Below are 21,359 nucleotides of genomic sequence, written 5' to 3'. Positions count from 1 at the left end.
GTCCCATTCCTTTGAGCCATTCGGATATTATCTTTTGGCATTGAGTCACCACGTTTATATCTTCGTGTATGACTACAAAGTCGTCTGCGTATCTTATGAAACTCAGCGACTTTACCTTGGTTTGCCAACTCACTTGATTTCCTTTTGGATTTCGGATGTCTAGTGTTTTGGCCGCACCCGATGTTCGGCAAGTTCTAGCGCTATCATTTTAGTAAAAGCTACTTGAGCAGCTTGAGAGCAAGCATAGGCGGTAGCACCCGTATTGCTAAACATGCGCGTGCCGTTAACCGATGAGGTAACAATTACCGCTCCGCCTTGTTTTTTCAAGTAAGGTACGCCATATTTAACGGTTAAAAATGTCCCTTTAAGATTGAATTTTAAAGTTTTATCCCATGCTTCGGGCGTTAATTATTCGATGGTTGCCCAAACGCCATTAATTCCTGCATCGGCAAATACAATATCAATTCTTTCCCATCGATCTGCAATTTTTTCGATTGCTTGTTGCATCTGCTCTGGTTGGGAAATATCGGCGACTATCGGCATGGCAAAGCCGCCATTATCTTCAATCTGGGCAACAGTTTTATTAATATCGCCTTCTGTTCTTCCTAACGCGGCTACTTTAGCGCCTTCTTTGGCTAGCAAATTTGCCGCCGCCTTACCAATTCCAGATCCGGCTCCCGTAATTAGCGCTACTTTACCTACAAGTTGCATAATTATTTATAGGTAATGGGTAATGGGTAATAGGTAATGGGTAATAGGTAATTGAATTTTTTTATTAAATACCCAAGTTTAATTAAAGCCTAAGCGAATCAATTCGTAATTCGGTCTAAAGATAGAATTTTTAGAGGCAAGGGGCAGTCAACCTTAAGAGAGATGACCTGACTTGGTTGGGAGTAGTAAAAAATAAAAAGGCAAAAGCTTAAACTGATTGCTAGATTAATCAACAATGCCGCAACGCACTTCCAACCCATCAGATAGCCACCCAACCGAGGAGTTTCAGTCGGGTAAAAAAGCAGCGCGTCTGAATTTTAAAACAATTGGGGGATTGCTAAAAGAAACGTTTGATGAATGGAACGAGGATAAAGCGTCGCGATTGGCGGCGGCGTTGGCGTATTACACGATTTTTTCCCTGGCACCGCTGTTGATTATTGCGATCGCGATCGCAGGCAGTATATTCGGTGAAGAAGCAGCCAGAGGCGAAATAGTCGGGCAAATTCAAGGTTTGGTTGGCAAAAGTGGCGCCCAAGTCATCGAAACGGCAATTGAAAATGCAAACAAGCCCGCCACCGGGACAATTGCTTCGCTTATCAGTATCGTTGCTCTGTTATTTGGGGCTACGGGGGTATTTTCTCAACTGCGAGATGCCCTCAACACAATTTGGGAAGTGCAGCCAAAGCCTGGACTCCCTGTCAAAGGCTTTATTCGCCAAAACATTTTGTCCTTCACAATGGTATTGGGCATTGGCTTTTTACTGCTGGTTTCCCTAATTATTAGCGCGGTTTTGGCAGCAATTAACAGCTATTTCAGCGGTTTGTTACCCGGTTTTGACGTGATGTGGCGAATTGGCAATTTTATCATCTCGTTCGGCGTTACTACGTTCCTGTTCGCAATGATGTTTAAATTTCTTCCCGATGCCAAAATTACTTGGGGAGATGTTTTAATTGGGGCGGCGATTACCTCGGTGCTGTTCAGTATCGGCAGGTTTTTGTTGGGTGCGTATCTGGGAAATGGCAGTTTTGGCTCGACTTACGGTGCTGCTGGATCGCTTGTAGTTATCCTGGCTTGGGTTTACTATGCAGCTCAAATTTTATTTTTCGGCGCGGAGTTTACCCAAGTTTACGCCAGAAAATTTGGCTCTCAAATTGTACCGGATGAACATGCCGTAACCGTTACAGAGGAAACCCGCGCCCAACAAGGAATACCCCACAGATCGGATATTGAGGATGGGGGACAGAATAACCGCAGCAGACGAGTAGATCGACGCAGGTCTAAACGTTCCCGATGGCAAGGGTTTCTCCGACGCCTAAGTGGGAAAAGCAAAACAAGATAATTTTGTAATACGATCGTTAACTGGACAACGATCGCTTGTTCAATAGGAAAACGCTATGTCAGAACCAGTTTCCAGATCGGTTCATCAAACCGTTCACAATTTGCTTACATTACTCGCACAGCAAGGAGATCCCAAAGCGATTGAAGCGCTCAAGAACTCCAACGAGCTTGATATCGTTGACGATATAGAGGGTGAGGATGATGATGTTCGGATAGTCGTTATGCAGTCAGATGGAGAGTATCTAGTCACCCAGCACGGGACTAGCTTTGTACCCAAAGAAGAGGAAAAAGAATAGCTCACAATGTAGCAAAGCGATCGCACCATTCTAAAATTCGATTCCACGCCCACCAAGCATCGGTATCTTGCATTTGGCGTTGGTTCGCTTTGCTACTGATGTAGCCTACGTGACCGCCATAACGAGTTAGCATCAAGTCGATGTGGGGATTGCTGGCACAAGCTGCTTTTAAGTCGGGTACGAGGGTTGGGTCAAATAAAGGATCGTCTTCGGCGTAGATAATTAGCGTGGGTTTATTTAAATGGGGCAAGATGGGCAGGGCGCTACTTGCCTGGTAATAAGCTTCCACCGATGGGAAACCCAAACGTTCGATTACCAGTTCGCGGTCAAAATCGGCTATGCTGTTCGCCCGTTCGATGGCAGCGGGGTCGATTGCCTCTGGGTGAAGATTGTACAGCCGCCATGCTAGTTTTTTGAGTGCGCGCGCGATCGCTCGCTCCAAATACTTCCCTACCGGATGCTTAACTAAATAAGAAAGCGAACGATTAGAATCCAAACTGGGACAAATTACCGCCGCACCAGCAATATCTTCAGTAGTGAGTGGGAAATGGGGAACAAGTCCCGGTGAGAAGAGATTTTCCCCTGGTGGTTTCACTCCCCAAAGCGCCAGCTGTCCCCCCAAAGAAAACCCGGTAAACCAAAAGGGTGCAGGACAACCCATCGCCTTCGCCTCGGCAGCAATGCAAACAAAATCTTCTCCCTCGTACAAGCCATCGGAAGTCAAGGTGGGAGATAAAACCGCTGTTTTACCGTGGGCCCTCCAGTCAAATAAAACCACCGCATAACCCTTAGCAAACGCCTTGCGTCCCAGCAGTCTCAGAAACCACTGGTTATCCAGAGAGCCGGTAATTCCATAAGTGCCGACAATTGTGCCGCGCGGGTTGTCTGGGATGGCAACAATGCCAAAAATCGGCACACCGCCAGCACCTGTAAAGATTTTCTCCTGATAAGGCGGCTCTGGGTCTTGTAGGGTTGCTTCCCAGTTGCGACTTGCCCGCAGCGCGCTGTAAAGCGTTATTGCCAGACCGTTCCTCAGCCACCTGGGTGGAGAGTAAGGAAGATGGGACATTTTGCAGGTAAGGACGAAACGCCAATCATGATAGTTTGAATTGAGAAAAACTGAAAATTTTTCACAAAATCTGAAGCTTTTGGGGTGCAAACGCCGGAAACTATTGCCAAGCCTCGAAAAGCCAGCCGATCAAACCCGGGAAATAGCGTTTTAGCACCTGGGTGATTTGAGCGATCGCATCCGGAAATACCTCGGAGCGATCCTGTATAATTCCTCTAATAGTCTGGCGCATCACTTTCGCCGGGTCAGTTACCCACCGTTCTGGAATACCCTCTAACCCCTGAGCTAAAGTACCATAACTTTCTGATTGCAAAATAGGAGTGCGACTGAAAAAAGGATAAACAGCCGTCACTTTAACATTATAAGCTTTGACTTCATTTAATAGCCCTTCACTGAACCCCCGCAAGCCAAATTTACTCGCACTATAATGCGCCATTCCCGCTGGTGCTATCCACCCGGCGAGGGATGAAATATTGACAATATGACCTTTTTTACGGGCAATCATATCAGATGCAAACATGGCGCTTAATCGCATTGGAGTCAGGAGGTTTACTTGCATCAACTGTTCCCATTTTGCCAAAGGAACTTCATCCATGCGTCCGAACAACCCGATCCCAGCATTGTTAATTAAAACATCAACGGGGATACCCAAGGCTTTTACCTGCTGGTAAAGGGTTTGACAGCCTTCTAGAGAAGACAGATCGGCGGCGATGCCAGCGATTATCTCACCCGTTTTGACTTCATATTGAATAGTTTCAGCTTGTTTTTGCAGAATATCTAGCTCTAAATCGGTCAGGATTAATCGGCTACCCGCCATCAATAATTGTCGGGTGAGTTCTTGTCCAAATCCTCCCGCAGCACCTGTAATTAGTACTACTGCATTTTGTAATTGGGTCATCTTCTGTTTGGTAGCAGCTCAAATTTTAGGCGACCTGAGTATGGTTAAAAGTAACAGCCACCAAGGTATCTTAAGATCGGGCACGAGTCCGGCATACTTTCTCAGTGCTGGTAAGGCAGAGGGTAGCAGGAAACGCAGAGAGCGTAACGAGACAGGACTTTCGCCATTTTGGTCTACCAATCCATATTCTTGTGCCAGTTCTGCGACAATTTGCACCCGACCTGTCCGACGCATCACCGTGGAGTCTGCGGCTAAAGCTGCGATCGCACGTCCCGTCAGTAAGGGCGTTTCCCAGTTATAACGCTCTCGGATCGCGGCGCTGCCTTGGTCATGCACATTGCTGGCATTCATTTCATCTGCCAAAAGGGAGATATGTTCAGTGCCGACAATTCCAGGCCAAATCGAGAGCGAGGCTACATTATGGGGCTTTAGCTCAAGAGCCATATCAGCAGCTAAGCGATCGCACGCGGACTTGCCCGCCCCGTAGGCAACCCCGAAAATATACGATAGCCCCCCCCAAGAGGAGATGGTGCAAATCAGTCCTTGCTGGCGCTGGGTCATCATTTGAGCCGCATATACGCTGGCGATGTAGTGGCTGCGAAGACCGACGTTATTGCATTTATCCCATAAGCTGAGGTCGCATTCCCAGAATGGTTTGCCGTAACTATTCTTTAACGCTTGCACTGCTGCGTAAGCATTATTCACTAACAAGTCAAGCTGTCCCTGCTCATCTTGGATGCGCTGGAACAGCAAACTTACTTGCTCGTCGTCGCTATGGTCTACTTGGATCGGGATACAAACGCCACCGACTGATTCGACAAGTGCTTGCGTCTCTATGAGACTGCCTGAGATATCATCTTGGGAGGTGTTAAGACTGCGACCCGTAATATAGACTGTTGCGCCTGCTTCACCCAGTCCAATCGCAATTCCCTTGCCTAGACCCCGCGTTGCACCTGTAACTAATGTGACTTTGCCTTCAAGCGGTTTCATAATTTTTTTCAGACTTCAAACACCAAGCGAGAAAGCGTTCTGTGTAGTATAAAGCTAATTGATTGTTCACGCCATTGAAAACTGGATCAAAGGCGTGTTCGGCGCCGGGAATTTCCAGCCAAATTGCTAGATTTCCAGTTGCTTGCAATTGCTCGTAGAGTTGGCGTCCAAACTTGGCCTTGACAATGTGGTCGCGACCTGGATAGACGAGCAAAGTGGGGGGAAGATTAGGTTTGACGTAACTGATGGCAGATGCTTTGCGGTAAACTTCTGGAAGTTCGTCTGGGGTTCCTCCCAAAAAAGCCCGCAGGATGGCACGGACGTCGAGAGGGTCTGGAAAGGGCAGATCGTAGTATCCTTCGGTGAGGTTAACTGGCGCATAGTAGTTTACTACTGCCCGCACGGGGATTGTAGTGGGATGATAAGCAGTTAGCATGGCTAAATGGGCACCTGACGATCGCCCGATGACAGCAATGCGATCGCTATCCACTTCTAATTTTTCCCCATGGCTTTGAATATAGGATAGACCAGCACTTACATCTTCAAGTTGAGCTGGAAAGCGATATTGAGGCGCATGGCGATAATCAATAGTAACAACGGTATAACCCCGATCTGCCATGTAGCGACTGAATGTCTCATCGCTATCGGGACTGCCTGCTTGCCAAGCGCCCCCGTAAATGGTAACCAGGGTGGGGTATCTCCCTATTTTTGGGGGTCGGTAAACATTCAGTTTCAGTTCCACCCCATCCGGGTTAGCAAATACAATACCTCGGTCAATGCGAACTTCGCCAATGGGAATCGAGAAAAAGGCATCTGCTAGGACAAAGGGGTGAAAACGTAGTTTTTCCCGTTCAGATGCAGGAACTGCCGCTAAATAATCTTTCCCCAGAACCGTTTGCATTTGGGTAGCTATCTGTGCATTGGTTGCGGGCAATTGGATTAGGGGGAGTAGACTCAGCCATAGAGCCAGGAGGCTGCAAAGCAAGGGGATAGTAGAAAGCCCGGTTGGCTGTAGTCTCAAGATAGCTAATACGAGTGCGATCGCATTCCCACTCGCGAGCCAAGGACTTAGCTCTGTAGCTCCTACTGTCAAAGGAAACAGAAAAAAGGTGGGCGCTGGTACGATAATCCAAAGGCTGAGAAATAAGCCGATTGCACTCAGAAGCCAAGGGACGAACAGCGAAGCGAGAAACGCCCCCAATAAGGCTAACTTTTTGCCGTTGTGACGGTTGGGTTTAGACATCTTACCCGGTTTCAACTCTGGGTCTTGTAGCGTTGCTTCCCAGTCGCGACTTGCCCCCAGCGCGCTGTCAAGCGTTATTGCCAAACCGTTTCTGGGCCACCTGGGTGGAGAGTAAGGAAGATGGGGCATTTTGCACGTGACAACTACTAGGGGCGTGACGGGACAAAACCCCGATCATTAGAGTTTTACTCCAGAAAAACGGAATATACTGCACCAAATCGGCAGTTTTTGGCGCTCATACGCCAGAAACTATTGCCTAGTCTGGATTTTCCCCCTTTCGGATCCATCCGAGTTCGAGCAACTACCAAGTCAGCTCAGGGACTGCTGGCGAATTGCGCCAAAAACGCAGTGTACTTCGCGCTTTATCGGCAAAGCTGTACAAACTGTCAGCAAAAGTCCACCAATTTTAGTAATTTTTTAGAATCGTGCTTATAATCTGTACAGGAAACTTTGCCACTTGCAACAGTTCCTTATCGAACCTTAAAAAAACTTCACTCAAAGCTGTTTAATGATGCCTCGCATACTTGTTATCGACGACGATCGTGCCATATCAGAATTAGTAGCCGTCAACCTGGAAATGGCTGGATACGATGTCAGCCAAGCAGAAGATGGCATTAAAGGTCAGGCGTTGGCGCTCCAGATCCAGCCAGACCTGATAATTTTAGACTTGATGCTGCCTAAAGTAGATGGATTCACGGTTTGTCAGCGCCTGCGCCGGGATGAGCGGACTAAAGATATCCCGGTGTTGATGCTGACGGCTTTAGGCCAAACTCAAAATAAGGTGGACGGCTTTAATGCCGGTGCGGATGACTACCTCACCAAGCCATTTGAAGTCGAAGAAATGCTGGCACGGGTGAGGGCGCTGCTGCGACGCACCGACCGCATTCCTCAAGCTGCCAAGCATAGCGAAATCCTGAATTACGGTCCGTTGACCCTGGTTCCAGAACGCTTTGAAGCCTTATGGTTCGGTCATACGATCAAACTGACTCACCTAGAGTTTGAATTGTTACATTGCTTGCTTCAGCGTCACGGTCAAACCGTTTCTCCCAGCGAAATTCTTAAGGAAGTTTGGGGCTATGACCCAGATGATGATATAGAAACGATTCGCGTGCATATCCGACACTTGAGAACCAAGCTCGAACCCGACCCGCGTCACCCGCGCTACATTAAGACCGTCTACGGTGCAGGTTACTGTCTGGAGTTACCCAGTCGGGAACAAGTAGCCGCGGCGGATGTGGGTTCGACGGTTGAATAGATCGGGATTTACACGTAGATTCCGCTTATGTTTAGGTGATGATTTTTTATGATTGATTAACTATACGGAGAAAATGCCAGGATTAGATTGTTCATCTAATCCTGGCATCTGATTATCAAAGGGTACTGCTACAGAAACCCGGTTTTTTGGCAAAACCGGGTTTCTTAAATTAAGGGGCGAGGGCATTACCTCGGAGTAAGCTAGCAATCGTCTTGGCAGTAATCTTCATTTGGATCAAAGGATTTGCAGGCACTACCGTCTTATAAAGGTAACTATCAAACGTGAGGCGCTGCACGTCCATGTCGGCGCACATTTCCACAAACGCTTCCCGCGTGGCGTCGGAACGGTAGAATACCCGTTGCAGGATATCCAGCACCACGTAAGTCATGCCGTATTTCTTATCCCAACGCTTCAGGTAAACTTTGAGTTCGTCTGAGGTGGGAATGCGCGCGCCGTTGTTGGAAAATTCTACAATCGTTTCGGCGCACATCCGTCCCGACTTGGCGGCGAAGTATATTCCCTCACCCGATGATTTGGTGACGTATCCGGCGGCGTCGCCAACCAAGGCAACGCGACCGACGACGCGGCGGGGTCTGGGATGTTCGGGGATGGGGTGCGCTTCGACTTTGATAATTTTACCGCCAACCAGTTTCCGGGCAGCACGGGCGCGAATCCCTGCTTGTAGGTCTTTGATAATCGCTTTGTTGACCTTCATCGTGCCGGTGCCGACAGCGACGTGGTCGTATTTGGGGAATACCCAGGCGTAGAAGTCGGGGGAGACGTCGTTACCGACGTACATTTCTGCCAGGTCTTGGTAGTAGTCCATTTTGTCTTCTGGCAGGCGGATGCGCTCTTGGAACGCGATCGCATAGTTATAATCCCCGGCATCGATGGCTTTGGCAACGCGGGAATTCGCTCCATCGGCACCAATTACCAGATCGACTTGTAAGGTTTTATTCTCCCCTTCTATGCTGCCATTTGAGTGGTCGGCGTAATGGAGAGTGTAAGCACCGTTATTGCTTGTGGGAATATCGAGTTTATAAAGCGTGCCGTTGATTAGGTGCGCGCCGAGAATGGCTGCGCGATCGCGCAGGAACCCATCCAGCACCTCGCGACGGCACATGCCGATATATTCTTCTTCTTTTTCTAGATTGATATCAACCTCAATATTCGACGGCGAGATCATCTTCATTTTTCTCACCCGCCGGTCGATAATTTCCGGCGGTAGGTCGAACTCGCTCACCATGCACAAGGGAATCGCTCCGCCACAGGGCTTGGCGTTGTCCAGCTTGCGCTCGATTAAATACGTCTCAATTCCAGCTTTGGCAAGCGTTTCGGCAGCACAGGAACCCGCTGGTCCCCCTCCTACAACAGCAACCCGTAGTGACAAAGGTTTTCTCCCAATCGCTTCAAGCTACAAGGTGAGATGGTATCACGGAGTTTGAGTCTGGTTGGCACTGACTGGGCTGGATATGAAGAAATTGCTACAGACTTTAACACTTCTTAAGATACAACCGGGAACTGGAGACTGGGGAATGCTCGATGCACTTTGCCCGCAGCTGTCTTTACGGGAAATTTATGAAGTTTCTGCTTAAGTAAAATTAACGAAAGCTAGTATTCATCAGCACTTTCACTGAGATCGCCCTGGGATTTTCCCGGTCTAATTACTTAAAGATTGGGTAAATCTAACGAATATACGTAAAAAAAATCATCAGGGTATGCCAAATTAGATTTAAGGGATAAATCACAAGTGACCGAGAGATTAACAAGAGCTGTAAAAAGTGCGTGCATCTTGTTAAGCGGTCAACTATCAGAGCAATAACTAATGATGACGGATTCGCTCTCCGTCCGCTCTGAAAGTACAGGTTTTTGGCATCTACAGAATACGCGATAGTTCCTTGGTTCTAATTCGGTGAATTGCTGTGGCAATTTCACCAGGATTTATTTGAACGTGGCGGGAGAGATACCATGTCCAAATGATTCCGAATGTCAAACTTTACATCTGGGGTAAAACCAGTAATTATGTCTATTACAACTTTTGTGAAAAAATTATTGATGGCTGCTGCTGGAGCAACATTTCTATCCCTGGGAGCTTCTTTAGCTAAGGCTCCCCCAGCCGAGGCGGCAATTTTATCAGTGGATGATTCGGGTTCCCGGATAAGTGGGTCGAACACGATTTCTAATCTCGGTTTCAACATGGTTGCGGTTCCCAATGGTCCCGAACCATTGTTTTCCAACCTATCCAGTCTTTCGTCACCATTGGGCACCCTAAGCTTCAGCTCTCCTGTTAATAAACTAGGGATTGGTAACGGCTGGGCAACTTGGAGCAATGGCTATACAGGCGAGGTATACTTTAACGACGGTAGTACGACCACAACGATTACACTGCCCTCGTTGATTGGTGCGTTCGATCTTTACGTGGAACCAAACGTGTTTAGTTTATTTGAGATTAAAATAACGGCGATTGGTGGAACTACGACAACTCTGTCGCAGTTTGTTAACGGTTTCGCAGGTGCAAAATATTTCGGGTTCTACGCTACTGACGGAGATCAAATTTCCAGCATCACAATCACTGATAAATCTGGTAGTGCTGGTGGTTTTGCCTTCGGTCAGATGTATCTAGCCCAACAAATCCAAGCCGTTCCCGAACCAGCTTCGGCGATCAGTTTGCTAGCCGTCGGTGCAATAGCTGCCACTTCGGGATTAAAGCGCAAGCAGCAACATCAAGGTTAAGGTTAATAAACCGCTAGAGCTGCTAGGGATTTAAATCCCATGGCTTTTAGCTAAAGTCAGTTGAAACAAACTAAAAACCAAGTTCAGAAATTGAGGAGTGAAGGTTTGTAGTTCTGATGTAGAGACGTTACATATAACGTCTCTACATTTTTGGCGTTCAAATGCTACTACAAATTCATGCTGAGAATTCGCAGAATTAATCTTCTTGATTTGCTTGCCCGACAAGTTGCGTTCGCGAAGCGTGCGGTCGGCATATCGCTTCTATCAAAGCCTATCAGCGGTATATTTCGCCACATAAGGGCTTTGACTGCGCCCACAGGGTGCTGTATGGCGGCGAGTCTTGTTCTGGGTATGTTAAACGCGCGATCGCTCAAAAAGGCTTGCTAGAAGCTTTGAGCAGCGCCAGGGAACGCTTTCAAGCTTGTAAACGAGCAAGTCTCATCCTCCGGTCTCAGCAGTCAGAAGACTCCGAATCCGAGACAGGAAATCACAAGAATTCACAAAGATCGGCAAATAATTGCCAGAATCCTGCGCATCTGTGCGATTGCACCCTGTTTGGCTGCGAGACTGCCAGCGCCATTCCAGATTGCTCCCTTGCCGATTGCGGTTCTTTGGATGGCGCTAGCTGCGATTGCGCTGCCGCAGGTTTGGCAATTCTGTCTCCTCGCTTTCTCAGCTACAAGCTATACAACAAACGCCCCCAACTGTGATATCGTGTCCGGTAGTATCGGTTGGGTTAGGCTAGCAGGTGAGCTTCTTTTCTAGGTTCATCGTGGGTAAAGTCTGATTTGGTTGTCGGGACACGGCGTAAGATCTTCTTTTCGTTAGCAGCAAAGCCTACTTATGCCGTGTCCCTACGCAATTGGATATTTTTGTTGATCCCAATTAATGCGATCGCAAAACAGATTGTGACCGTTAAGGGTGCGGAATGTGGGTTCTTTAGCAGTAATGCTGTTCGCTCGTAGTTCCAAATGCTAGTTCCCAGGTTGAACCTGGGAACTAGAGCAAAAAGGCTCTGCCTTTGCCACATAAGGGCTTTTCTGGCGCTTTACCATAACTTCTCGCCCAGTAAGGCATCAATATCCAGGCTAAACATCCATTCATCAGGAAACTGTACCTTTGGATAATCTTCCCTTGCATCTGTAAGTGCATCTTCCCAGCATTTGGCAAATACCTCGACCAAGTAATTTCCCAAGCTGGGAGATTGTTCTAATAAGTCTAAAATCTGTCTGCGTTGCTCTCGAATTGTCAGTTCCCAACCCGGATATTCATCAGTAAATTCGACATAAATTCGCTTGAGCAAGTGGTTGATAAGTAGTCTTAAGCGGTTTTTCAATTCCCGTTTGTCCCGTCCCGCCAAGCCTTCTATCTCCTCGCTCAAACTGTTAATATCAATCTCAGCGAAGCGACCTGTTTTTAATTTGGCTACGGTATCTTCACACCATGCCACAAAGTCGCGAGCGTATAACAGAGATTGCGTAACAATCTGTGTCATCTTGTTTCTGCGCTCAAACTTTAATCAACAATTTCGCCCACTAGATTGTGCGACGATCGTTCTCTACAGACGATTTGGCTGGGGTGTTCATGCCAAACTGACTCAATTCTACTTTCTCGGAGCTTTTGCCAGCCACAAGTCCCTCACTCGAGAACCAATAGCTGATTTACATTTTTCCTGACTTTGCACCTAGTCGGACTCACCGATCGGGTAATAAAAGATGCAAAAATTTTTCCTAATATGGTATAAACTACAGTAAGTCCAGCAATTAACTGGGGATTTGGCAGAACTGGGAGCGCTTAATCGTAAGTTGAGCCGAAGTTTGGTGTCCTTTAATACCCGGTGAATTGGACTTACTGCGATTACAGAACGGGTTATTAGAGGTTTTGCCTGTGGGCATTGTTGTTGAGAAGGTATCAAAACACTTCGGTAGTTTCCAAGCCGTAGACGATGTAAGCTTGGAAATCAAATTCGGTTCCCTGGTAGCCTTGCTTGGGCCATCGGGGTCGGGAAAGTCCACCCTGTTGCGGTTAATAGCCGGTTTGGAAATGCCGGATACTGGCAGAATATTGCTCACTGGCAAAGATGCTACCAATCAAAGCGTACAGGAGCGCAACATCGGGTTTGTGTTCCAGCATTACGCTTTATTCAAGCACATGACCGTGCGTCAGAATATCGCATTTGGGTTGGAAATTCGCAAAGCAGCCAAAGCCAAGACCCTGGCGCGGGTGGAGGAATTACTAGAACTCGTGCAGTTGTCGGGATTGGGAGATCGCTACCCATCCCAACTATCTGGAGGTCAGCGTCAGCGGGTGGCTTTAGCGCGGGCATTGGCGGTTGAACCTAAAGTTTTGTTGCTAGATGAACCATTTGGCGCATTAGATGCTAAAGTCCGCAAAGACTTGCGCGCTTGGTTGCGTCGCCTGCACGACGAAGTCCACGTGACTACAGTATTCGTCACCCACGACCAAGAAGAAGCAATGGAAGTTTCCGATGAGATTGTGGTGATGAATAAAGGGCGCGTCGAACAGGTGGGGACGCCAGCAGAAATTTACGACCATCCCGCTTCGGCGTTTGTCATGAGTTTTATCGGTCCAGTAAACGTATTGCCAAGTACATCGCGCATGTTTGCAGGGAATGGGTTTGAATCAGCGCAACCGGAAATATTTTTACGACCTCACGATATTTTGGTGCAAAGAGAACCAAACGGCACGACGGTAGCGGCGAGAGTGAGTCGTTTGATTCATTTGGGATGGGAAATTCAGGCGGAATTAACTTTAGATGATGGTCAAGTTTTGACCGCGCATTTGACCAGAGAGCGCTTCGATCAGTTAAAGTTGGAACCGCAAGAGCGAGTGTATGTAAAACCCAAGGATGCCAAGTCTTTTCCCCTGTATTATTCGATTTAGTTGGGTGGATATAGTTGGGCGGGCAATACTACCCACCCCACAAGAAAAGTAATCTGATTGTGGGGTAGGCATCTCGCCTGCGCTGATGCTCCAAGTTTCAGTTTTGCAGAGTAAGATGCTAGCGTGTGGACTCAGATTTAAATGAAAACTTTAACTGAGGTATTCCGCTTTCGTTTAAACGACCTTTAATGATATTTGCAACTTCGATGTCTGACATATTATCTTTAGGGCAAAATGGAATATCTGCTTTCCACTTCCCATTTAAAGTGATAGTCAGCTGAGCAGGGACTAACACTTTCCTCGCTGAAACATTGTATTGAGTTACGTAACTTTCATCTGCGTTAAGCTTGCTAATGGCTAATAGCTAATTGGTAATTGGAGTAAAATGCGATGCACTATTGAGAATTACCGATTACCCCAGTCAGAAACCCGGTTTCTAACGCCGGATTTTTCCGATCACCAAAGTTTCTTTGCGGTCAAACGCCGGATTTTTCCGCTCACCAAAGTTTCTTTGTCCTTGGATGTAGCTAGCAACTTGAGTTAATAGTATAAGTTTAATCGCAGCAAACACATTGGCAATCAGAGATTTCACGTAGTCTAAAAGAACGCTGCCAATTTAACCTAAATTTTCCTGGGCGAGAAGCGATCGCATCCAATCCATCTCCGCTTCAGAAAATACCGGAGGCGGCGGCATTTGACTGTAATCAATCGAAAGATCGTAAGCTGCCTCATCATAAATTGCATTCAAAGCGGTGGGAAGATCGAGGGGAATATCGGCGTCCGGTTCCCGTAACGGAACTGGTAGAATCGGTAAGGAATCTTGTAACAAAATAGGCCAAATTTCTACAATCCCAGATTGAGCGCGAGTCAGGGTAATTAAATAACTCGCATTTGGCAGACGCGGATGGTTAAAAGGACGAGTTCCCCGCCATAATAAGTCTATTTCAATCAGATGTACGTTTGCTTGGTAGAGACGCTGACGTTTTTGCCGATAAGCAGTTAATCCCGGTTCTCGCTTATTGACAGGGGAGAGAATTTCAATACAGCTTACAAGGATATTTTTAGCAGTATCTCGGATTTCGATGCTGGGAATTCTTACTTCAACTGGCTGCAAAACTGGTAACTTTAAAGCAGCAGGAGTCGTCGCAGTTGCAGCAGAGCTACCAAAGGGTAAATTAATAGATTGAGTCTGCTTTTTATGAAGGATTTCCACATGGGGGTATAGAATCCCAATTTCTGTTTCCGGTGCGGTATCTTCCACCAAATAAATTTCTAATCTTGCCGTATATCGGGGACGGAGTTTGGGGACTAACATCTGCCGAATTTTATTCGCCAAGGCATTATGCACGTCAGACCAAAGGTAACCTTCGAGGTAAGGGTTCATACCCGGAAATGGAGATGGCATGAGAAGTTGTGGCGATACTAAAATTATTTTATTCTGCTGGCGGCGCGCTCTGCTGCTATACTCAGGGGCAGGTTTATGTAAACTATCTGCGAGTATCTCAAAATAGTCTGTAAAACCCGCCCCTACTCAGAACTAACTTTGGCGCAAATAGTACCCATGCTTTGGTTACCCGGATCTAAATCATTTCGTTCCCTAGTTCAATTTCTCGGTTTGTTCTGTCTCTGTTTGTTGCTGGTCACGAGTTGCGGTAGGCGTCCCTCCGCTAATGCACCCACTCCCGCGACGGGAAGCAATTCGGGGCGCGTTACAGTCGGGATGACGATTAAACCGCGCACTCTCGATCCGGCGGATGCTTATGAACTAGCATCGAGTACCGTACTTTATAGTTTGGGCGATCGCCTCTACTCCTACAAGTTGGGAACCACCCAACTCGAACCCCAACTCGCCACCGCCCTCCCCAAAATCAGTCCCGATGGCAAAACTTACACTATCCCCCTGCGTCAGGGCGTTGTTTTCCACGACGGGACGCCTTTTAACGCCCAAGCAATGGCGTTTTCCCTCGATAGATTTATGCAAAATGGCGGTAAACCCAGTTCGCTAATAGCAGATTTAGTTGAATCTGTCAAGGCTTCGGGAGAATACGAACTGACAATTAAACTGAAAAATGCCTTTGCGCCGTTTCCGGCAGTGTTATCCTATTCGGGTTTGTGCGCGATTTCGCCGAAAGCTTACGAGATTGGTGGCGGGAAGTTTAATCCGACGAAATTTGTCGGCACGGGGCCTTATAAATTGGTAGAATTTAATCCCAATTTGATTCGCTTGGATGTTTTTGACCAGTATTGGGGCGAAAAACCGCCGAACAAAGGGATAGACTTTCAATTTTTAACGAGTTCGGCGAACTTATTTAATGCATTTCGCACGGGTGCGATCGATATTGCCTATCAAAGTTTAGATCCGGATCAGATTGCCAAGCTGCAAGCGGATGCGGCGTCGGGAGGTTGGCAGGTATTGGAGACCAAGGGGAACGTGGTTAATTATATGGTATTGAATACCAAGTCGGAACCTTTGAATAAAGTCGAGACCAGACAAGCGATCGCCTCCCTCCTCAACCGTCCTTTAATTGTAGAGCGCGTATTGCGAAACCAAGGGGAACCCGCCTACAGCATGATTCCCAACACCTTCGACGTTTCCAAACCAACTTATAAAGACGCTTACGGGGATGGAAGTAATATCGCCAAAGCAAAAGAATTGCTAACCAAGGCAGGATTTTCTCAAGCGAAACCTTTAAAGATAGAAGTTTGGTATCCTTCCGCATCGACAATTCGCCAGCAAGTTTCCAGTACCTTGAAAGAATACGTCAAGTCGCAATTAGCAGGCGTTGTTGAGATCGAACCTCGTTCGGAAGAGTCTGCTAGTTTCTTTGCCAATATTCGCAAAGGAGTTTATCAAGCAGCATTGGTGAATTGGTATCCCGACTTCTCCGACGCCGATAACTTTATTCGACCGTTTTTAAAGTGCGAAAAAGGTACGGCGAAGACGGGGTGCGAGAAAGGCGGGAGTCAGAATCAGGGGTCATTTTATTATAGCGATCGCATGAACCAACTCATCCAACAGCAACTCGGCGAACAAAATCCCCAGCAACGACAGCAAATCTTTGCCGAAATTCAAGACATCATGGCGAAAGATGTTCCCATCATTCCTTTGTGGCAGACCAAAGACTACGCCTTCGCCAGAAAAGGGTTGCAGAATGCTCAATTAGATCCAATTGTGCAGCTTCCCCTCTGGAAAATTCAAAAAGGAGCATAGTTTTACCAATAACACCAAATCCTACTCAACCACCCCTCTTCTTTCTTCCTCTGTGTTCTCTGTGTCTCTGTGGTTTAATCATTCAGATGCAACCGGAAACGATATCGCATTGAACTAAACTCGCCCCGATGTAGCGATCGCGCTTACAGGAATATCGATGATAAATTCCGTACCCTCTCCTGGGGTAGAAAAACACGTTAAATTTCCCCCGTGTTTTTCTACCATAATTTGATAGCTGACGAACAAACCCAAACCCGTGCCATAACCCACGGGTTTTGTCGTGAAAAACGGTTCAAAAACTTTTGAAAGCACATCCTCCCCTATCCCACAACCATTATCCGCGATGCGAATTCTGACCAAGTCTGAGTCAATCGCTTCAGTACGGATGCGAATTGTAGGTAATTTCTTCTGGGAACTTCCTGTCTCATTACCATTTTCCAAAGCATCAATCCCATTATTCAAAATATTCAAGAAAACCTGATTGACTTCGCCAGCGTAACAGGTAACTTTGGGAAGCTGACTATATTCTTTGATTAGTTCAATACCCCCTGACTTGAGTCGATGCTGCAAAATCAGTAATGTAGACTCAATTCCTTCATGGATATCCACTGGTTTCAGCGACGCTTCATCGAGTCGGGAGAAGTTCCGCAAGCTGAGGATAATATCGCGGATGCGGTTTGCTCCTACTTTCATCGATGTCAGCATTTTTGGCAAGTCTTCGGCGAGGAAATCTAGCTCTATTTCTTCTATTTTTGCTTGAATTTCCGCCACTGTTTCGGGATATTCCTGCTGGTATAAACCAATCAGTTCTAACAATTGTTTAACCGATTGATTGGCGTGTTCGAGATTGCCGTATATAAAATTAATCGGGTTGTTAATTTCGTGGGCGACTCCCCCGACAATTTGTCCTAAACTGGACATTTTTTCGCTCTGAATCATTTGAGCTTGAGTCCGTTGAAGTTGGTCTAAAGCTTGATATAACCGCGCATTTTTTTTATTTAATTCTTTAGTCCGCTGTGACACTTGCGTTTCTAAATTTGCATATAGGAAAGCATTCTCTAACGAAATTGCTGCTTGGGAAGACAGGATTTTTACAATTTGCATCCTTTCGGGAGTAAAGGCACCAACAATTAAATTATTATCCAAGTATAAAATTCCTATGAGGTGACCTCGATTGATTATGGGAGTACACAAAAGCGATTTTAAATTATTCGCAGCGATGTAGCGATCGCGGATAAATTCATCTGACTTAGCTGCATGACTTAAAACTAAATCCTGACGCAAGCGAGCGACATAATTAATTGCCGTTACTGGCAATTCATCAAACTCGTCAACGGGAATACATTGGTGCAAAACTATCTCTTTTTCGTCTGCCGATGCACCAGCAGCGACGATAAGTTTTTCGTCTCTGGATAAGATGAGAAATCCTTTTTCCGCTCCAGCATTTTCAATCAGCGCCTGCATCAAAGCAGTCATTAATTTTTCCAGTTCAATTTCACTGGAAATCGCTTGCGAGGATTTGATTACTGTTACTAAATCGAAAACCACTGAATTTTCTAAACTGGTTGATGTGACGCTTCTTACAGACGTTAATGCAATCGTCCCATTTGTGATTTGGTTATTGTTTTGACGGGTCAAAATCGGAGCGAGAAGTTGGGGATATTTGCGTTCTAAGTCCTCAATTTTAGCTTTCGCTCCCCAACGGGAATAACAATAGTAGGCATCGATTAAATAAGTTTGGGCGATTTTATCCTTACCCCATTGTAAGTAAAATTTGGCAGCCAATTCGTTAGCTAAAGCTTCTTCGTTGACGTATTCGTTTTCTTTTGCTCCTTTGATTGCGCGATCGTATAAATCCATTGCTGCGACATTTTCACCTAAAACCCGGTGTTTTTCCGCTTCTACTAAATGAAATTTGTGCAGAAAATTGCTCGGAGCATAGTTTGCCCAATCCTGCATCTTTCTTTGGTTTGATTCAATTTTTTCGAGCAGAGGAGACTGTGGGGATGAAGATGTATCGCAATACAAAGCCAGTCTGGTTAAAGAATCATAAAAATTAACCAAAGGTACGACTATTTGTCCTGTCACTCCTGAAACAGCATTTTCTGCTAGTTGGGCATTTTCCCACGCTTGTGGAAACGCGCCAAACAAATAGCAAAGAAGCAGTTTGCACGCATAAAAATATGAAAGGGCATTGAGATCCTTCGCTTGTTGGTGCAAAGGTAACATTTGATTCTCGTCGTAAGCTTCCCCTACTAAATAGCAGGGATTTTCGGCTTTTCCTAGCAAGTTAAGAGTTGTTTGCCAATAAATTTGATGATAAGTTAGCGTAGCTGTTTGCTTGATTTTACCCAGTGCATCAGCGTAGGAAACCATTTCTGTTTCCAACGCCCCAAGTGAGTTACCTACCCAAAAAGAATGGTAAGCATAAATAAAAGCACAATAGCCAGAAAATTCTAAATCTCCAGTTTCTAGTCCGCTAGCATAACCTTCTAGCAAAGGTGACAAACTTTGAGCTAGACTATCTTGCCAATGACCAATCGTGCCAAAAAATATATCAATCACCTTGGCTTTAAATTCTTTGGCATTTAATTGTTCTAACAAATTCAGACCCAGTTTGCCGAATTGATAGCCTAACTCGATATTCCCCTCGATACAAACAATCATTCCATACAACGAATAAGAATAGGGTGAAGCGGGAGAATTGCCAAAATTAAACGATAATTTAACCAGGTTAAATATGATGAAAGGCAACAAGTTAGGAGCTACTTTATAAGCAGCAGTAACCACACCGAACAGTAGCCGCATAGCAGCCAGCTTATCCGGATCGGTCATGGGGGGTAAATAGGTTAAATCCTCGATTGATTTTCCGGCTAAAAAAGTGGCGATCGCTGTTTTTTCTACCTGAATTTCCGCCTCTATATTCTCTGGTTCTGGAAAACTAATTCCGACCCGTTCTAAAACAGAAATTGCTAAATTTAATGCCTCAATTTGTTGACCATGAACAGTGAGAGCTACAATTTTAATTTCATATACTTTCAGGGCGTCCAAGAGGGTTTCTGCTTGTTGCAGAACGATTTCCACCCATTGATTCATCTGGTCAAACTCGCCGCATAGATAGGCTGCTTCTGCGATTGATTCAGACAAAGCTAGAGTTAATCGATAATCAGTTTGCCAACTGTTTGGCGCGAGCAATTGCCAGCCAAAGGTAAAATACTTACGCGCCGCCTCATAAGCTGTTGCTGCCTTAGCTTTGCGTCCGGCTAATAAATTCAACTGCGCTAATCGATCTTGTTCCCTGGGAGAGGCAATCAACTGCCGACCGTAATTCAAATGGTTGACAATTTCAAATATGTTTTCTTCCCATTCTGCTTCAGGGGTATGGGTTAACAGCAATCGCCCAATTTTTAAGTGAGTGGCTTGTTTTTCCTGTTCGTCAATCAAACAATAAGCCGCTTGCTGCACTCGGTCGTGGATAAATTTGTAACCTGGTAATTCGGGATGGGAAATTGGTAATTGGGTATTGATGCCATCGTGGATAAAAAACTTGTAAAGATCGCCGATAGGTAAAAGTAGCCCTTCTTGTAAAGCTTGCCACAAGTTTGCGGCGGTTTCTGTTTGGGATTGTTCTGTAACAATTGCCAAGGTGTTTAAATCAAATTGATTGCCGATGCAGGCAGCGAGTTTGAGGGCGGTTTGAGTTGGTGCTGGCAGCTTCTGCAATTGACTTGCGATAAATTCTACTACGTCATCGGTGAGGGCGAGCGATCGCACTCGTCCCAAATCGCACTCCCAGCAATTATTTTCCGCATCAAAAGCAATCAACCCATCCCCATGCAATGCTTTGAGAAATTGATTGCTAAAGAAGGGATTGCCTTGAGTTTTCCCATAGACCAATTCGGTTAAAGGCATTGCCCTTTCTGTCGGACAATTGAGCGTATCGGCAATTAAATTGTTGAGGTCTGACTGGGATAGAGGCGCGAGGGTGATAGTTTCTACCTTTGTCCCACTCTTCTGGATTTCTTCTAAAGTCAATCGCAAGGGATGGGCGGGATAAACTTCATTATCTCGATAAGCTCCAATTAACAGCAAATAACGGATTTCGCTTTCGCTGCCCAGCACTTGCATTAACTTTAACGAAGCGGAATCTGCCCATTGCAAGTCATCGAGGAAAATAACCAGGGGATGTTCTGCGGTGGCGAAGACGCGGATAAATTTACCAAACAATAAATTAAACCGATTTTGAGCTGCACTTCCCGACAGTTCCACCACAGGAGGTTGCTTGCCAACGATTGATTCCAGTTCCGGTATAACTTCAATAATTACTTGAGCATTTTCTCCCAACGCGGCTAAAATTTCCGCTTTCCACCTTGCCATCTGTTCGTTACTTTCGGCGAGTAATTGCCGCATCAAATCTCGGAAGGATTGCACGAAGGCAGAAAAAGGAACGTTGCGGTTGAGTTGGTCGAATTTGCCTTTGATGAAATAACCGCGCTGGCGAAGGATAGGTTTGTGAACTTCATTCACGACAGCGGTTTTACCAATCCCCGAAAAACCAGCAACCAACATTAATTCGATTTGGGATTTTTCCATCTCCGCGTCAGAGAGTCCCCGCCTCGCCGCGTCTCTTTTTCCTGCTACTCGTTCAAAAGCCGCTAGTAAGGTTGCAACTTCCGCCTTTCTACCGTAGAGCTTTTCCGGGATCTTGACA

16 protein-coding genes and 1 pseudogene are annotated in these 21,359 nt (G+C 46.2%); 7 read left to right on the top strand and 10 right to left on the bottom strand.

Annotation, left to right across the window (positions count from 1 at the left end; genetic code table 11):
- Nucleotides 1-159: 159 nt before the first annotated feature.
- Nucleotides 160-711 (bottom strand): annotated as a pseudogene (locus ACE1CM_RS28445) (SDR family oxidoreductase).
- A 235-nt stretch (nt 712-946) separates the two neighbouring features.
- Between ACE1CM_RS28445 and ACE1CM_RS28440 the strand changes: the two are divergent.
- Together ACE1CM_RS28440 and ACE1CM_RS28435 are read left to right on the top strand one after the other, a co-directional pair.
- The gene (locus tag ACE1CM_RS28440; protein ID WP_374882218.1) at nt 947-2,050 is read left to right on the top strand and encodes a YihY/virulence factor BrkB family protein; all 1,104 of its coding nucleotides are present in this window, start codon (nt 947-949) and stop codon (nt 2,048-2,050) included.
- A gap of 55 nt (nt 2,051-2,105) precedes the next feature.
- Complete coding sequence (locus ACE1CM_RS28435; protein ID WP_374882217.1) at nt 2,106-2,345, top strand: hypothetical protein; 240 nt, start codon at nt 2,106-2,108, stop codon at nt 2,343-2,345.
- 1 nt (nt 2,346) lies between these two features.
- Here the strand turns inward: ACE1CM_RS28435 and ACE1CM_RS28430 are convergent, their stop codons facing one another.
- From ACE1CM_RS28430 to ACE1CM_RS28415, 4 genes are all read right to left on the bottom strand, one after another.
- Nucleotides 2,347-3,414, bottom strand: coding sequence for a YheT family hydrolase (locus ACE1CM_RS28430; RefSeq protein WP_374882216.1), 1,068 nt, complete (start codon nt 3,412-3,414; stop codon nt 2,347-2,349).
- A gap of 100 nt (nt 3,415-3,514) precedes the next feature.
- Nucleotides 3,515-4,312 (bottom strand): SDR family NAD(P)-dependent oxidoreductase, encoded by a 798-nt coding sequence (locus ACE1CM_RS28425; RefSeq protein ID WP_374882215.1) that lies wholly within the window; start codon nt 4,310-4,312, stop codon nt 3,515-3,517.
- 18 nt (nt 4,313-4,330) lie between these two features.
- The gene (locus tag ACE1CM_RS28420; RefSeq protein WP_374882214.1) at nt 4,331-5,302 is read right to left on the bottom strand and encodes an SDR family NAD(P)-dependent oxidoreductase; all 972 of its coding nucleotides are present in this window, start codon (nt 5,300-5,302) and stop codon (nt 4,331-4,333) included.
- Nucleotides 5,289-6,629 carry an alpha/beta hydrolase fold domain-containing protein gene (locus ACE1CM_RS28415; protein ID WP_374882213.1) on the bottom strand — a complete coding sequence of 447 codons (1,341 nt, stop codon included), beginning with the start codon at nt 6,627-6,629 and terminating at the stop codon, nt 5,289-5,291. Before ACE1CM_RS28415 ends, ACE1CM_RS28420 begins: the two co-directional genes overlap by 14 nt.
- A gap of 427 nt (nt 6,630-7,056) precedes the next feature.
- Here ACE1CM_RS28415 and ACE1CM_RS28410 point away from each other — a divergent pair, with 427 nt between their 5' ends.
- The gene (locus ACE1CM_RS28410) at nt 7,057-7,800 is read left to right on the top strand and encodes a response regulator transcription factor (protein WP_374882222.1); all 744 of its coding nucleotides are present in this window, start codon (nt 7,057-7,059) and stop codon (nt 7,798-7,800) included.
- Between the two features lie 169 nt (nt 7,801-7,969).
- On the opposite strand, the gene chlP is transcribed toward ACE1CM_RS28410, so the two are convergent.
- The gene (gene chlP / locus ACE1CM_RS28405; protein WP_374882212.1) at nt 7,970-9,190 is read right to left on the bottom strand and encodes a geranylgeranyl reductase; all 1,221 of its coding nucleotides are present in this window, start codon (nt 9,188-9,190) and stop codon (nt 7,970-7,972) included.
- A 632-nt stretch (nt 9,191-9,822) separates the two neighbouring features.
- Between chlP and ACE1CM_RS28400 the strand changes: the two genes are divergently transcribed.
- Both ACE1CM_RS28400 and yidD read left to right on the top strand, forming a co-directional pair.
- Nucleotides 9,823-10,533 carry a PEP-CTERM sorting domain-containing protein gene (locus ACE1CM_RS28400; protein WP_374882211.1) on the top strand — a complete coding sequence of 237 codons (711 nt, stop codon included), beginning with the start codon at nt 9,823-9,825 and terminating at the stop codon, nt 10,531-10,533.
- Nucleotides 10,534-10,787: 254 nt separating this feature from the next.
- Nucleotides 10,788-11,243, top strand: coding sequence for a membrane protein insertion efficiency factor YidD (gene yidD, locus ACE1CM_RS28395; protein ID WP_374882221.1), 456 nt, complete (start codon nt 10,788-10,790; stop codon nt 11,241-11,243).
- 338 nt (nt 11,244-11,581) lie between these two features.
- Here yidD and ACE1CM_RS28390 read toward each other — a convergent pair whose 3' ends face one another.
- Nucleotides 11,582-12,028 carry a DUF29 domain-containing protein gene (locus ACE1CM_RS28390; RefSeq protein ID WP_374882210.1) on the bottom strand — a complete coding sequence of 149 codons (447 nt, stop codon included), beginning with the start codon at nt 12,026-12,028 and terminating at the stop codon, nt 11,582-11,584.
- 392 nt (nt 12,029-12,420) lie between these two features.
- Between ACE1CM_RS28390 and ACE1CM_RS28385 the strand changes: the two genes are divergently transcribed.
- A complete protein-coding gene (locus ACE1CM_RS28385) occupies nt 12,421-13,437 on the top strand; it encodes a sulfate/molybdate ABC transporter ATP-binding protein (protein ID WP_374882209.1) in 1,017 nt (338 codons plus the stop codon).
- Nucleotides 13,438-13,873: 436 nt separating this feature from the next.
- On the opposite strand, the gene ACE1CM_RS28380 is transcribed toward ACE1CM_RS28385, so the two are convergent.
- A complete protein-coding gene (locus ACE1CM_RS28380; protein WP_374882208.1) occupies nt 13,874-14,029 on the bottom strand; it encodes a hypothetical protein in 156 nt (51 codons plus the stop codon).
- Between the two features lie 24 nt (nt 14,030-14,053).
- Nucleotides 14,054-14,842, bottom strand: a complete 789-nt coding sequence (locus ACE1CM_RS28375; protein WP_374882207.1) for a DUF4058 family protein — start codon at nt 14,840-14,842, stop codon at nt 14,054-14,056.
- A 156-nt stretch (nt 14,843-14,998) separates the two neighbouring features.
- Between ACE1CM_RS28375 and ACE1CM_RS28370 the strand changes: the two genes are divergently transcribed.
- The gene (locus ACE1CM_RS28370; RefSeq protein WP_374882220.1) at nt 14,999-16,648 is read left to right on the top strand and encodes an ABC transporter substrate-binding protein; all 1,650 of its coding nucleotides are present in this window, start codon (nt 14,999-15,001) and stop codon (nt 16,646-16,648) included.
- A 114-nt stretch (nt 16,649-16,762) separates the two neighbouring features.
- Here ACE1CM_RS28370 and ACE1CM_RS28365 read toward each other — a convergent pair whose 3' ends face one another.
- Nucleotides 16,763-21,352 carry an AAA family ATPase gene (locus ACE1CM_RS28365; protein WP_374882219.1) on the bottom strand — a complete coding sequence of 1,530 codons (4,590 nt, stop codon included), beginning with the start codon at nt 21,350-21,352 and terminating at the stop codon, nt 16,763-16,765.
- Nucleotides 21,353-21,359: the final 7 nt, after the last annotated feature.

The organism is Microseira sp. BLCC-F43, assembly GCF_041929235.1.
GTDB lineage: Bacteria > Cyanobacteriota > Cyanobacteriia > Cyanobacteriales > Aerosakkonemataceae > Microseira.
The sequence above is the reverse complement of the archived record's forward strand: the minus strand, read 5'-3'. Positions and strand labels throughout refer to the sequence as shown.